The following is a 15,447-nucleotide window of genomic DNA, read 5'->3' as shown; positions in this document are numbered from 1 at the left end:
AAAAAAATGGGAAGATCCTTTATTTCTAAGTTTGTCAACTTCCGTTTTAAAATGTTCTTCTGGAAATACATTCTTATACAATATTTACTAAGAAGCTTTTTAAAAATTTAGTTACACACTATTTCTTTTCTGAATAATACTCAATTCCTTATTAAAAGAATTTCTATACTTTTTTATATATTCTGAAGGTTTCATTCCAAACAGTTTTACGAACTGCTGACGGAAATAACGCTGATCTTCTATTCCAACTTGAGGACCAACTTGTGCAATGTTGATATTTTCAGTTAGCATAATTACTGCAGCTCTACGGATTCTGATAGATCTAATAAAAACATTTACGGTTTGTCCTGAAATTGCTTTAATCTTTTTATAAAGACTTGAATGGCTCATTCCCATTGCAGCAGAAAAACTCTTTAGGTTAAATTCGCTGTTTTCAAGATTGGCTTCGACAATTTCGATACACTTATCAAGAAATTCTTTGTATTCAAGAGGTACTTTATTCACATTTTCACGAAGTGTAATACTATCCAAGAAATACTTGCGCAATTGCCCTCTGTTTCTAAGAACAGAATCAACTCGCGCCAGAAGTATATCACTATCAAAAGGTTTGGTAACATAATCATCGGCGCCCTCTATAATACTTTGTAAGTGAATGTTATTACTAGTTGTAGCCGTGAGAAGTATTACCGTTATATGACTCAAATCATCATTTTGTTTGATTTTTTTGCATAAATCTAAACCATTCATGCCTTCCATAGAAATGTCACTAAGAATAACATCAGGCATATGTTTTTCTACAAGCTTTAATCCATCGAGACCATTGAAAGCGGAATAAACGATATAGTTTTTAGAAAAAAGCTGCACAAGGTAATGATTCATTTCAGGATTGTCTTCAACAATCAGCAATACTTTTTTCGAGCTAATTAGTTCTTCCTGTAGAGTTTCTGGATGTGATGGCTGGATACTTTTTTCATTTGTAGTTTGATTTGCTACAGGCATTCCTTCAAGAAGTTCACCCACAATTGGAGACATTTGCTGATGATTTTCGTTTATGCTCATTTCTGCAAAATGACTATTTCCTTTTAAAAGTGTTACAATAAACGAAGTTCCCTCTCCAACTTTACTTTTACAAATTAATTCACCATGATGTTTATTCGTAAAATATTTAGCAATATAAAGACCTATTCCAAATCCGTTACTGGTTTTAGTTTGAATTTGCTTGAATTTTTCAAAAATCGTATCAATATCATTTTCATCAATACCGCTTCCAGTATCAGATATAATTATTGAAACATCAGTAATATTCTCAATTATCTCAATAGTTATTGATCCTCCATTTGGAGTAAATTTAAAAGCATTTGAGATTAAATTGAAAAGAGTAATTTCTATTTTTTCATAATCGCCATATATTTCTGTCGGCGCTTTTTCTTCAATAAACTGATATTTCAGACTTTTAGCTACTGCCATTTGTGTAAAACTTTCGTAGATTTCTCTGCAAAGAACATTTAAATTGATCTTTGAAATTTTGAGTTCATCAAGGTCAGTTTCTGCTTTTCTAAACAATAGTAATTGATCTGTAAGACTCAATAATCGTTTAGCATTTTTGTAGGCGAGATTTAGATCAAGATCATCTTCGGAATGTTTTTTTCTTTCAATTACACTTTTTAGAGGATTTATAATTAAGGATAGCGGAGTACGCAATTCATGAGCCATATAAGTAAACATAGAAAACTGCTTCTCGGCATGTTCCTTGTCTTTTGTATGTTCCATTCGGGCAAGTTTTATTTCATAGCGGAGCCTTTCTTTGTTTTTATGATAACCTACGTATGCATAAATAGCACTAATCGCGCCCATTAAATAAAAGATATAGGCCCACCATGTTCTGTACCACGGCGGAAGAATTTTTACAGTTGCCAGCGCCACTTCATTATTCCAATTTCCGAAAATATCGGTTGTCTTAACTTTAAAAACATAAGTTCCTTCGGTCAGTCTAGAATAATTTGCTCTATTATTTTTTGAAGTATAATTCCAGTTTTTGTCCCAACCATCAAGAAAGTATGCAGTGTTGATTTTTTCAGAATTGACATAATCAAGATACACAAAATCAAAACTTAAAGCCGATTTTTCGTAAGGAAGTTCAGCACTGCTGATCATTTCTAGCTTTTTTTCTGTTATGTAAGGGCTGTCTAACTTTAAAGATTGATTGTTCACAAGCAAATCATTCAATAAAAATTTGCCTGTATTTTTTTTATCTTTAATACTGTCAGGATGAAAAACATTGAATCCGTTTATACCTCCAAAAATAAATTCTCCTGTAGACAGTTTCGTACCTGCATTCCAGCTAAACTGATTGCTTTGGACACCATCGGTGACGCCAAAATTTCTAAATCTATTATTTCTGGGACTAAATCTTGAGATTCCATGATAAGTACTCATCCATAAATTTCCTTCTTTGTCTTCTAATAAACGAAGTATTGTATTGCTAGGAAGTCCGTTTTGAGTGGTGTATTTTTTATAAGTTCCTGTTTTTCTATCAAATAAAAGAAGACCGCCTTCGACTGTACCAATCCAAAGATTCTTATTTTGATCTTCAGTGATGCATCTAACAGTATATTCAGAATGATATTTTTTTACCTTTTTTGTTTTTGGTTCTATCTCAAAAAAAGAATTGAATGTTCCTCCCCAGATTTTTCCGTCTTTGGTCTCATATAGGCAGGTAACATCTCGTAAAGTATTACTGTAGCAGGTAAATTTATTTTGTTTTCTATCAAATTGATATAGAGCGCCAGAGTTTGTTATGGCAAGCCACAGCGTATTTTTTGAATCTAAAAAAAGAAGCCATGATTCCTGTTCCGCTTTTTTAGTAAATTGATTGTAAATTGAAAAATTTTGAATTGCCTTTGATTTTGGATCGATGCGGCACACTCCGCCTTTCCACATAGCGACCCAAATGGCATTATCAGAATCTCTGACAATACTTGTAACAAAATCACTTTGAATTTTTCTGCCAGCAGCCGATGTTGTTGAGTAAACATCATAAGTGTTTTGTTTTCTATTCCAATAGCGCATTCCAGCACCATCTGTGCCTATCCAGATATTTTTCTTTTCATCTTCACAAAAAGAAAGCATAAAGTTTGCCGCAGGATCTTCGTCTTCTTTATGAGTTAGTGGGTTCTTACTTTTAAAATGATTAAAATAGAGCGGTTTTTCCCCCATCATACTTACGCCTCCACGAAGGGTTCCAAACCACATTTCTCCAGTTTTGCTTTCAAATATATCGTATAAGGATTTACTATTAAGCAATGGAAGTGGGCCACTTGCTCGATATAAAACAGGAACAATTTGATTTTTTGTTATGGTGAAAATACCAGCTCCATCAGTGGCAATCCAGAGTCTGTTTTTTTGCTGAAAGAAATCGCGCACAACTGTTTTTTCAAGAAAGTAATTTTTAGAATAAGTATTTAAACTTTCATTATATAAATAAGCACCTTCGTCAGAACCAATCCAAAGTCCTTCATTTGTAAATTTAATGCAATTTGCACCCGTAATTGTATTGTTGAGAAGCGTCAGTTTTTTTGATTTAATATCGTATCTACAAAGCCCAATATCAGTTATAAAAACATAGAAGATTTGTTTTTTCTCATTGTAAGCTATTGATCTTGCGATGTAATTTAATTTTCCTTTGAATGGTATTGCAGTTCCAATTTTTTCGCCCTCTTTATAAAGTACAATTGCTTCTTTTGTGGCAACAAGAATAATATGAAGAGAATGTACAGCAATTATTTCGTAAGCAGTAACATTTAAAGTTTTGACTTTGTTGTTGGTATCATAATATTTTAGCGGACTGAAAGAAGACCGTTCAGCATTAAAAATGACTGGTCCTGCAGTTGTTCCTATCCATAAATTATTTTCAAAATCACCTTCAATACAGCTTATAGCATTTCCTTGAATAGAATTTGGATCGGTATGGATATGGCGATAAATTTTAAAATCATTTCCATCATATCGATTAAGTCCGTCAAAAGTTCCAAACCACATATATCCGTTTTGATCCTGATATATTGATGCAACAGAATTATTAGAAAGTCCTGAAGAAATATCAAGATGCTTTATTGGGTAATTCTGCCCAAACACACTTATAGAAAGAAGACTAATAAAAAGAAAAGACTTTAGCTTATTCATTGATTTTTTTTAAAAGCTTGTTACTGTTTGGTACAAGACACCGCGATCATAAAATCGGATTTGATTTTTATATTGATATATGTTAAATCAGTATAATTTACGAAAATAATGATTTATTGTAAAGCGTGTAAAAATAACATTTGTTTTTTGGATTAATTGTTACTGTGATTTAATGTTTTTTGTTAAACATTTAGAATACTGCAATTTTTTGAAGTATATGTTTCTAAAATTTATCAGTTAAAAACTACAGTCTAGTTGATTGTTAAAAACATTGTTATAGAAGGGAAATATTTCTTTTATCGTTTTTTTTAGAGTGAAAAAATGAATAATATGTTTTTATTGGGTGTTATATGCATGCTTTTACGAAATTGTCCCCTTTTATAAATGAATTTTTCCCTGTCTTAAAAACTTCCTGTAGCCTTAATTTGCAGTATGAGTTGATAAGCTATATCGTTTGAACAAAGTTGCTTTGTTTTTTTCTTTAAAGCATATCAATGAATGTAACCTAACTAATTATCTTAACCAAAAAAAACTAACATGACCAACACTCCAATTAAAATTTACGGTAGTAAACCTTCCTTCATTCTAGAAAAATAGAATAGCTTATTTGACAAGCAGATTGTAATCTTTTAGAGATATTTCTATAAAAACATTATTTAAATGCAAATGGAGAATATTTCCTTAAAGGTTATATTTCTGCAATGATTTCGTAATCAAACAAATTAACCAAACTAACTTAAAACCAAACTAATTAAAAGTATGAAAAGAATTAAAACCAAATTTTTACTTTTATTACTCTTACTTCCTTTTTGTGTCTTTGCTCAGAGCACAATAAGTGGTATTGTCTTGGAAAAGGATTCCAAGCAGCCCATACCAGGAGTAAACATTAAAGTGGTAGGTGCAAATATTAGCGCCTCTACTGATTTTGACGGAAAATTTCAATTAACTGGAGTAAAATCAAATAGTCAAATTGCATTTTCCTATACGGGTTATACCAGCCAGACGATTCCAGTTGGCACACAAAAAAACATTACTGTATATCTTGAAGAAGATACCAACCAGCTGAAAGAAGTAGTCGTTCAAGTAGGATACGGAATCGTTAAAAAGAAAGATGCTACAGGATCTGTTACAGCACTTTCTACAAAAGACTTTAACAAAGGAAATAATGTTACGACAGAAAGTCTGTTTAACGGAAGAGTAGCTGGTTTAACAGTAAATTCAACTGGCGCTCCAGGTTCTAGTTCTCAAATTAGAATTAGAGGAGGAAGTTCGCTTTTCGCAAGTAACGACCCTCTTATTGTCATTGACGGATTACCTCTTGATAATACTACAAATACAGGATCTTCTTCTTTTTTAGCGTCGTTAAATCCTGCGACTGTTGAGTCGATAACGGTTTTAAAAGATGCTTCAGCCTCTGCGATATATGGTTCTAGAGCTTCAAATGGTGTAATTATTATAACTACTAAAAAAGGGAGTAAAACATTATCAGTAGATTATAATGTGCAATATGCCGCAGGTTCGCTGACTAAAACGGTTGATGTTTTTAGTGCAGATGAATTTAGAAGTGTTATTGCAGACAGAAGAAGCGATGATCTAAATAAACTTGGAACTGCAAATACAGACTGGCAAAAAGCAATTTACAGAAACACTGGTACGATAGATCAAAGTTTAGCTGTGAGAGGAAATCTATTCAATATTATTCCAACAAGTTTAACTCTTGGAAATACAGATCAGCAGGGATTGCGCTTGACCAATACTTTTAAAAGAAATACGGTTGGTTTAGTAATGAATCCAACGTTTCTTGACAATCATTTAAAACTTAGACTTTCTGCTAATTATACAAACGAAAAAAACAGATTTACAGATGCTGTTGAAGGAGCAGCTATAGGTTTTGATCCGACGCAACCAATAAAAGTTGAAGGTGCACCTTATGGAGGTTATTTTGAATATACTACAGGGATTGATGCCAACGGAAATTATCCGTTAGTTTCAACGGCTGCAAGAAACCCTGTTTCGCAATTAGTAAATACAAATGATAGAGGTACGAATGATCGAATTTTTGGAAATTTTGAAATAGATTATAAATTTCATTTTTTACCTGCTTTAAGAGCTGTTGTAAATGTTGGTTTTGATGAATCGGATGGAGATAGAAGAAGATTAGTTGGTGCCGATGCTGGTTCTGCGCCATCAAACAACAACATTCCGTATGGAACAGATGAATACACAGAAGCAACTAGAAAAAATAAATTATTAGATACTTATTTAGTTTATAACAAAACTTTTAATGCATTAAATTTTGAATTGACTGGTGGTTATTCGTATCAAAAATTTCAAAGTTCAAGATTTGAGACTGGTAATATTCTAAACCCAGATTTGCCATCAACATTTCCTGAAACGACTCTAGATACAGATGTTGTTTTGATAGGATTCTTTGCCAGAACAAATTTGAACTTTAGAGACAAATATTTATTAACGCTATCTTACAGAAGAGATGGTTCTTCAAGATTTGAAGAAGATAATCGTTGGGGGAATTTCCCTTCTGTAGCTTTTGGATGGAAAATCAAAGAAGATTTCTTTAAAGAAAGCACTGTCTTATCAGACTTAAAATTAAGATTAAGTTATGGAATTACAGGACAGCAGGATATTCCTGAGCCAAACGGATACTTGCAAAAATATCAAGTGGGTGGTGGAAACTCTGAGTATTATTTTGGAGATAGTCCAATTCCAGTTGCACTTCCTTCAAAAAGAACAAACGATTTGAAATGGGAAGAAACTACTTCATACAATGCAGGTCTTGATTTCGGATTTTTAGATAATCGCTTAACTGCTGGACTTGATGTTTATTATAAAGAATCTAAAGATTTGTTAGTAAATGCAGCAATATCTGATGGAAGTAATTTTTCGAACCGTGTTTATCAAAATGTGGGAAGCTTTACCACAAAAGGGATCGAGTTTACGATTAATGCGAATGCAATTAAAACAGAAAATTTTAATTGGAATATGAATTTTAATATATCCAAGTTCGAAAGAAGAATCAAAAATCTAGTTGGAGGAACTGATATCTATTTAGGAGACAATATTGCAGGAACAGGAACTCCTGGACAAATTTTTAGAGAAGGCTATACTCCTTATTCTTTCTATGTATACAAACAGTTATATAATAGTGAAGGAAAAACAATCGAAGGAGCTTTTGCAGATTTAAATGGTGATAATATTAAAAATGATTCAGATAAATACATTTATAATAATCCAGATCCAGATTTTACATTAGGGTTTGCTTCTAATATGAATTATAAAAAGTTTGACTTTTCATTTAATTTAAGAGCAAGTATTGGCAACCGAATTTTTAATGCCGTAGACGCAAGTAGAGCGCAATATGATGCTATGGAAAATGGTGGAGTTTTAAGTAATATTCCATCTCAGGTATTAGATACTAATTTCCAGACTACTTCAAATGTTGTATTATCAGATCTTTATATTGAAAATGCTTCGTTTTTAAAATTAGACAACATTACGCTAGGATATACTTTAAATAATTGGGTAAACAGTAAAGCCTCGTTAAGAGTATCAACTGGAGTTCAGAATGTTTTTGTACTTACAAAATACAGTGGTTTAGATCCTGAAATCACAAATAACGGTGTAGACAAAACGATTTATCCAAGACAGCGATCAATCTTATTTGGTCTTAATCTTAAATTTTAATAGCGAAATCATGAAAAAATATATAGTAACAGCAATAGTTGCATTGACTTTGGTTTTTCAGTCGTGTACAGATGATTTAAATGTAGTTTCGGAAGATGATGACGTTCTTTCTTCGGATGTATTATTTTCTACACCTGAAGGATACCAGAAAGCATTTGCCGGAGTGTACGGAAACTTAACTTTAACAGGAGTGCTTGGTCCAGATAATTCTTCGCTTGAAGGTGTAGATGCTGGTACAAGCCAGTTTACAAGATGTTTGTTATACATGCAGGAATTAACTACCGACGAATTGGTTTGGAGTTATGAAAATGACGCAGGGACAGCAGAATTACAGCGTAATATCTGGACTGCTGCAAATCCTATTATTTTAGGAATGTTTAGTAGAACAATGGTTTCTGTTGCTTATGCAAATGAGTTTTTGCGTCAGAGCACACCAGAAAAATTAAGTTCAAGAGGTATTACAGACGCAGCATTTTTGACAGATATCGCTCTTTACCGTCAAGAAGTTCGTGTTTTAAGAGCGTATGCTTATTATAATATGATGGATTTATTTGGAAAAGCGCCAATGTATACGGAGAACGATCCTTTAAATTTTGCGGGACCTGAGTTTAACAGAAAGCAGCTATTTGATTATGTGGAATCAGAATTAAAGGCAGTTTTACCTGATTTAAAAGCACCAAGAACAAATGAATACGGAAGAGTAGATCAATCTATGGCGCGTATGATTTTGGCTAAAATATATTTGAATGCACAAGTTTATATTCAGGAAGATCGTTTTGATGACTGTGTTGCAATGTGTAACGAAATCATTGCTGGCGGTTATACTTTGAAACCGAAATATCTTGACAATTTTAAGGCTGATAATAATACTTCTGAAGAAATCATATTTGGAATCCAATCGGATGGAGCAGTTTCTCAAAACTGGGGAGCAACAACTGTTTTAACAAACGGACAGATTGGTGCTTGGGAAAATAATGGTGCTGATTTTGGAATTGGAGGTTGGACAGGAGCACTTAGAATTAGAAAAGAATTTGTTCAAAAGTTTGATGGAACAAAATTCAGCCAAGACACTAGAAATACGATAGGCAAAGGTGTTCAGGGCGATCCGTCAAAACAAAGATCTATTGATATCGATGATATTGGTGTAAAAACACAAGGTTATATTTTATCTAAATTTTCTAATAAAACTTCAACAGGAGTTAACGGCAGCAGTTCGACTTATGCAGATACTGATTTCCCATTATTCAGATTGGCAGATGTATATTTGATGTATGCAGAAGCTACTTTAAGAGGCGGAAACGGAACAACAGCTCAAGCTTTAGATTATGTAAATGCATTAAGACAAAGAGCCAATTCTAATTCAACTGTTGGAAACATAGCTTTAAGTGAATTAACGCTTGATTTTCTTATTGATGAAAGAGCCCGCGAATTACACTGGGAAGCACACCGAAGACAAGATTTAATCCGTTTTGGTAAATATACTGGAGGATCTTATAACTGGGCATGGAAAGGAAATTCTTCAAAAGGAATTGCTATTCCTACTTACATGAGTATTTTTCCAATTCCAGAAGGATCATTGGGAGCAAATAGAAATTTAACTCAAAACACGGGTTACTAATTTTTTTAACTTAAACGATATACAAAATGAAACTTATATATAAAATATTTATAGCTGTAGTATTGCTTACAGGATTCTGGTCTTGTGAAAACGAAGAAAATTTAATGATTTTAGAACCTCAGGAAGCTGCTTTTACTCTTATAACTCCAGAGAATGGTTCTTCAGTTATTTTAAATAAAGAAATACCAAACAATACAGCTCTGACTTTAACTTGGGAAAAAGTTAGTTACGGGACTCCAACAATTGTTACCTATACAGTACAATTTGCAGCTAGCAATACTGAATTTGCTGCACCGGTAGATATTACAACTGCCACAACCACGCATGCAACTATTTCGGTAGCAGAACTTAATGCAAAAGCTTTGTCTCTTGGACTTGCGCCTGATGTTGAAGGAACAATTGATATCAGAATTAAATCGACGGTTGGAACAACGCTTTCAGAACCAAAATTATCTACGCCAATTACCATTACAGTAACTCCGTTTAGAGGTGAATTCCCTAAAGTTGATTTGTTTTTAGTAGGACCTGGTACATCTGCAGGATGGAGTGTAGATAACAACAATATGCCAATTTTTAGAGATACTAAAGAAAATGCAAAACAATATTATACAGGATATTTTAATGCAGATGGATTTAAACTAATCGAGCAAATTGGTTTTTGGGCTCCAATGTACGGAACAAATGGTGCCGCAGTACAATACAGAGCAACAGAAAGCGATTCTGATCCAGGTGTTTTCCCAACGACAGCTGCAGGTTATTATAGTTTTGAAATAAATCTTGAAGAATTAACCTATAAAATTACACCATATACAGGACCAATGACAACGTATGCTACGATTGGTTTGACTGGATCTGTATTAACAGGTGATGATACTGGTTGGAATACTGAAGTTCCTTTAGTAAAATCTGATTTTGATGGACATATCTGGAAAGTTACTCAAACTTTAAAAGCTGGAAAAATGAAATTCAAAGCAAACAATAGTTGGGATGTTAACTGGGGCGATAATGGTGGAGATATTATTGTTGAGGCTGGAAAATATGATATCTGGTTCAATGACTTAGATGGCCGTTACATGTTCATAACAGTTCCGTAATTGAATTAAAAAATAAGAAGAAGCCTCTCTAAGCTTTTTGAGGCTTCTTCTTTACATTAAAAAGAACTTACTTTTTAAATTCAAAATTTCTTAATTACAATTCATATCATGAAAAAATATATAAAAATTCTTGGGTTATTAGCTATAACTGCAATTCAGTTTTCGTGCTCAAGCAATGATTCAACAGATACAGAAACGGTTGCTCCACCAGATGCGAGTGATACTTTTATCAGAGCCTCAGATGTTTCTTTTCTTCCTCAAATGGAGTCTTTGGGAACTAAATTTTACAGCAACGGCAAAGCCGAAGGAATGCTTACAACGCTAAAAAATGCTGGCTGTAATACAGTTAGAATTCGTTTATGGAAAAATCCTGTAAATGGACGTTCTGGTTTAAGTGAAGTAAAACAGTTAGCTCAAAAAGTAAGACAAGCGGGTTTAAGAGTTTGGCTTACCGTTCATTATTCTGATGATTGGGCTGATCCAGGAATACAGACTACTCCAGAAGAATGGAAAAATTTATCTTTTTCGGAGTTAAAAAAAGCAGTTTCAGATTATACAGCAACAATAATTTCAGAAATCAATCCAGATATTATTCAAATTGGAAATGAAATCAATAGCGGATTATTGTGGCCACAAGGGCATTTAATTAATAACGAAGAACAATGTTTAGCTTTATTAAGTGCCGCAAGTGCAACAGTTCGAAGTAAAGCTCCAAATGCAAAAATAATGATTCATTATGCAGGTGTTGATGGTGGCGCGACAGATTGGTTCTTCAACAAAATGAAAAATGTTGATTACGATTATATCGGACTGTCTTATTATCCGGTTTGGCATGGTAAAGATTTAGAAGTAGTAAAAAATACTATTAATGCTTTAGGAAGTAAATTCAGTAAAAAAGTCTTGATCGCAGAAACGGCTTATCCATTTACTTTATTACATAATGACCAAACGAATAATATTGTAGGGACAAATGATCAGCTAGTGCCTGGATATCCGGCAACTCCAGCGGGACAGAGAACTTTTGTAATGGATATTAAAAATATAGTAAAAACATCAGAATTCGGACAAGGATTTGCGTATTGGGGAGGTGAATGGGTTGCTTTCAAAGGGCCACAATCAACAAGCGGTTCTACATTCGAAAATCAAGCTTTATACAGTTTTGATAACAATGCGTTATCAGTAATGCAAGCCTTCAGTAAAGACTAAAACATGAAAAAATTACTTAAAAATGTTTCCTTATTAATGCTAATTGCCATTTTTTTTGCTTCATGTAAATCTCAAATGGCAACTGAAAAATATTCATTTTCTAAAGGAGCAGATGTAGGCTGGTTACCGCAAATGGAGGCGACTGGCTATAAATTTTACGATACAGACGGTTCTGAGAAAGACTGTCTTCAATTACTAAAAGATCGTGGAATAAATACCATCAGATTACGTGTTTGGGTAAATCCAAATGATGATAAAGCCAGCGGACATTGCAGTCCCGAAGAAACTGTTGTTATGGCAGTTCGAGCACAAAAAATGGGAATGCGAATCATGATCAATTTTCATTACAGCGATTCTTGGGCAGATCCTGCAAAGCAGAATAAACCTGCAGCATGGGCAAAACACTCTTTTCCAGAATTGTTAACTGATGTTTACAACCATACTTATGATGTTCTGAAGCTGTTAAAAAAAGCAGGAGTAACTCCAGAATGGGTTCAAGTTGGAAATGAAATTCCGGGCGGAATGCTTTGGCCAGAAGGAAGCACAGACAATTTTAATCAATTGGCGCAATTGCTTAATAAAGGATATGATGCGACAAAAGCTATAGATTCAAAAATCAAAGTTATTGTTCATTTGGACGAAGGAAATAAAAACGAAAAATTCAGATGGTTTTTTGATAAAGCGACTGAAAATAAAGTGAAGTATGATATAATTGGTCTTTCGTATTATCCTTTTTGGCTAAAAACAGATTATAAAGAAAACATTTCAGATTTAGAAAATAATTTGAAAGATATGGCTTCTCGATACAACAAAGAAGTTATGGTCGTTGAAGTTGGTGGTGATTATACGTTAGAGCAAAACACAAAAGACATGCTTGAAGCTACTATAAAAGCAGTAAAAAGTGTGCCTAACAATAAAGGTTTGGGAGTTATTTATTGGGAACCAGAAGGTGAAAAAACCTGGAGCGGTTATCAGTTAAATGCTTGGCTTCCTAACGGAAAACCATCACCAGCATTAGATGCTTTAAAAAATTAAATAATCAATTAAATTCTACCATTTAAGAAATCAAGAAAGTTCAGTTTAGAGACTTGATTTCTTAATGGCAAGAAAACAAAGAGTAAAATGAAACTAATTTTTAAATCGATATCATTCTTATTTCTAGTGATTTTTTCGTCTGGAAAAGTTATGTCACAATCAAAAACCGTTATTTTAAAAGATAACTGGCTCTTTTCTAAAGAAGTGAAAGGGGATGCTTTTTCGGTAGATTTTGATGCTTCAAAATGGGAAAAAGTAAGTGTGCCTCATGATTGGGCTATTTATGGACCTTTTGATAAAGAATGGGATAAACAGGTTTCGGCAATTGAACAAAACGGAGAAACAGTTCCAACGGAAAAAACAGGACGTACTGGAGCACTTCCACATATTGGCACAGGATGGTATCGAAATATATTTTCAATCCCAGAGTTTAAAAAAGGAAAAAAAGCACTTCTTATTTTTGAAGGCGCTATGAGTGAACCTCAAGTTTTTTTAAATGGAAAAAAAATAGGAGAATGGGGTTATGGATACAGCTATTTTTATATTGATATTACTAACGATCTTTTGGTTGGAAAAGAAAATGTATTGGCAGTAAAATTAACCAATAAGCCATTTTCTTCAAGATGGTATCCAGGAGCAGGTCTTTATAGAAAAGTTAGCATTGTGGTGAATGAAGAGGAAAATTTTGCACGATGGGGCACTTTTATTACAACTCCTGAAATGAAAGGCAATAATGCGAATGTTGACATTAAAGCGGAGTTTAATGGAAGCAACATATCAATGGTAACTGAAATAAAGGACGCTAGTAATAATGTAGTTGCGACACAAAAAAGTACAGAAGCAACAGGTGGAAAATTTCATCAAATAATTGAAGTTGCTAATCCTCATTTGTGGAGTCCAGAAACACCTTATCTGTATACAGCGGTAACTAAATTATATGCAGCTGATGGAACTTTAAAAGACGAACAAAACATAAAGTTTGGCATCCGATTTATTAAATACGAACCCAAAGTAGGATTTAGTCTTAATGGTAAAGTGACCAAATTCAAAGGAGTTTGTCTTCATCATGATTTGGGACCACTTGGTGCGGCTGTAAATAAAGCAGCTCTTCGCAGACAGCTAACAATTTTAAAAGACTTGGGCTGTAACGCGATTAGAAGTTCTCATAATATGCCCTCTTTTGAACAGCTTGAATTGGCTGACGAAATGGGATTTATGTTTCTTGCAGAAAGTTTTGATGAATGGGCAAAGCCAAAAGTACAAAACGGTTATCATCGCTTTTTTGAAGAATATGCAGAAAAAGACATTGTGAATTTAGTAAGAGCCACACGCAATCATCCTTGTATTGTAATGTGGAGTTCCGGAAATGAAGTTCCGGATCAATGGGGAGCTGAAGGGGTGAAACGTGCCAGATGGCTGCAGGACATTTTTCACCGTGAAGATCCTACAAGACCCGTGACTGTTGGTATGGATCAGGTAAAAGCAACTATGGAATCTGGCTTTGGAGCTTTGCTCGATATTCCGGGATTAAATTATAGAGTACATCTTTACGAAGAAGCGTATAAAACATTCCCGCAAGGATTTATATTAGGTTCAGAAACAGCTTCAACAGTGAGTTCAAGAGGAATTTATAAATTTCCTGTTGTGCAGGCAAAGAATAAACAATATGATGATTTTCAGAGTTCGTCGTACGATCTTGAAGCATGCGACTGGTCCAATGTTCCTGATGAAGATTTTGTGCTTCAGGATGATAAACCATGGGTTATTGGAGAATTTGTTTGGACTGGTTTTGATTATTTAGGAGAACCTACGCCTTACGATGAAAAATGGCCGTCAAGAAGTTCATATTTTGGAATTTCAGATTTAGCGGGACTTCCTAAAGACCGTTTTTATCTTTACAGAAGCAGATGGAATACTAAGGAGAAAACGCTTCATATTCTGCCACATTGGAACTGGAAGGGAAGAGAAGGAGAAATTACTCCTGTTTTCGTTTACACTAATTATGACAGCGCTGAGCTTTTCGTAAATGGGAAAAGTATGGGAATTCAGAAAAAAAACAATTCAACTCCGCAAAACCGCTATCGTTTAATGTGGAATGATGTAAAGTATGAGCCAGGAACTGTAAAAGTTGTTGCATTTGATTCAAATGGAAAAATAGCTGCTGAAAGTGAAGTTAAAACAGCCGGAGATCCTTATAAAATTGTTCTCGAAGCAGATCGAAAAACCATTAAAGCGGATGGAGAAGATATCTCTTTTGTAACAGTTTCAGTAGTTGATAAAAATGGAATACCGTGTCCTATAGCAGATAATGAACTTCAATTTAAAGTAACTGGAGCAGGAACTTACAGAGCAGCATGTAATGGTGATGCTACATCATTAGAAATATTTCACCAAAATAAAATGAAGCTTTTTAGTGGTAAACTTGTGGTTCTAGTTAAAGCAATTCAAACTGCAGGCGCAATTCAGCTGGAAGTAACAGGTAAAGGACTTCAAAAAGGTAAAATAAATTTAAAAGCAGAACATTGATGATTAGGCAACTATAAATTTTGAGTTTTTAGAATGTTAGTAATTTCGATGTTGAGGGAGAGTTTTTTTATTTAAACTCTCCCT

7 protein-coding genes are annotated in these 15,447 nt (G+C 33.8%); 6 read left to right on the top strand and 1 reads right to left on the bottom strand.

The window, feature by feature from the left end:
* Positions 1-111: 111 nt before the first annotated feature.
* A complete protein-coding gene (locus tag V6624_RS17740) occupies positions 112-4,182 on the bottom strand; it encodes a hybrid sensor histidine kinase/response regulator transcription factor (protein WP_338839575.1) in 4,071 nt (1,356 codons plus the stop codon).
* A 759-nt stretch (positions 4,183-4,941) separates the two neighbouring features.
* On the opposite strand from V6624_RS17740, the gene V6624_RS17735 reads away from it, so the two are divergent.
* From V6624_RS17735 to V6624_RS17710, 6 genes are all read left to right on the top strand, one after another.
* Positions 4,942-7,884, top strand: coding sequence for a SusC/RagA family TonB-linked outer membrane protein (locus tag V6624_RS17735; RefSeq protein WP_111284108.1), 2,943 nt, complete (start codon positions 4,942-4,944; stop codon positions 7,882-7,884).
* A 10-nt stretch (positions 7,885-7,894) separates the two neighbouring features.
* Positions 7,895-9,502, top strand: a complete 1,608-nt coding sequence (locus tag V6624_RS17730; protein WP_111284224.1) for a RagB/SusD family nutrient uptake outer membrane protein — start codon at positions 7,895-7,897, stop codon at positions 9,500-9,502.
* 26 nt (positions 9,503-9,528) lie between these two features.
* On the top strand, positions 9,529-10,596 hold the full coding sequence (locus tag V6624_RS17725; RefSeq protein WP_111284110.1) for a SusE domain-containing protein: 1,068 nt from the start codon (positions 9,529-9,531) through the stop codon (positions 10,594-10,596).
* A 108-nt stretch (positions 10,597-10,704) separates the two neighbouring features.
* Positions 10,705-11,802: a glycoside hydrolase family 53 protein gene (locus V6624_RS17720; protein WP_111284112.1), complete on the top strand. Its 1,098-nt coding sequence runs from the start codon at positions 10,705-10,707 to the stop codon at positions 11,800-11,802.
* Between the two features lie 3 nt (positions 11,803-11,805).
* Complete coding sequence (locus V6624_RS17715; protein WP_338839574.1) at positions 11,806-12,837, top strand: glycoside hydrolase family 53 protein; 1,032 nt, start codon at positions 11,806-11,808, stop codon at positions 12,835-12,837.
* Between the two features lie 87 nt (positions 12,838-12,924).
* Positions 12,925-15,363, top strand: a complete 2,439-nt coding sequence (locus V6624_RS17710) for a DUF4982 domain-containing protein (RefSeq protein ID WP_338839573.1) — start codon at positions 12,925-12,927, stop codon at positions 15,361-15,363.
* Positions 15,364-15,447: the final 84 nt, after the last annotated feature.

The organism is Flavobacterium ginsenosidimutans (assembly GCF_037478105.1).
Lineage (GTDB): Bacteria > Bacteroidota > Bacteroidia > Flavobacteriales > Flavobacteriaceae > Flavobacterium > Flavobacterium ginsenosidimutans.
This window is presented reverse-complemented; position numbering and strand designations above follow the sequence as displayed.

Coding starts and splice junctions, on each gene's coding strand:
- V6624_RS17735 (WP_111284108.1), top strand. CDS start 4,942: ATGAAAAGAATTAAAACCAAATTTTTACTTTTATTACTCTTACTTCCT.
- V6624_RS17710 (WP_338839573.1), top strand. CDS start 12,925: ATGAAACTAATTTTTAAATCGATATCATTCTTATTTCTAGTGATTTTT.
- V6624_RS17730 (WP_111284224.1), top strand. CDS start 7,895: ATGAAAAAATATATAGTAACAGCAATAGTTGCATTGACTTTGGTTTTT.
- V6624_RS17720 (WP_111284112.1), top strand. CDS start 10,705: ATGAAAAAATATATAAAAATTCTTGGGTTATTAGCTATAACTGCAATT.
- V6624_RS17725 (WP_111284110.1), top strand. CDS start 9,529: ATGAAACTTATATATAAAATATTTATAGCTGTAGTATTGCTTACAGGA.
- V6624_RS17740 (WP_338839575.1), bottom strand. CDS start 4,182: ATGAATAAGCTAAAGTCTTTTCTTTTTATTAGTCTTCTTTCTATAAGT.
- V6624_RS17715 (WP_338839574.1), top strand. CDS start 11,806: ATGAAAAAATTACTTAAAAATGTTTCCTTATTAATGCTAATTGCCATT.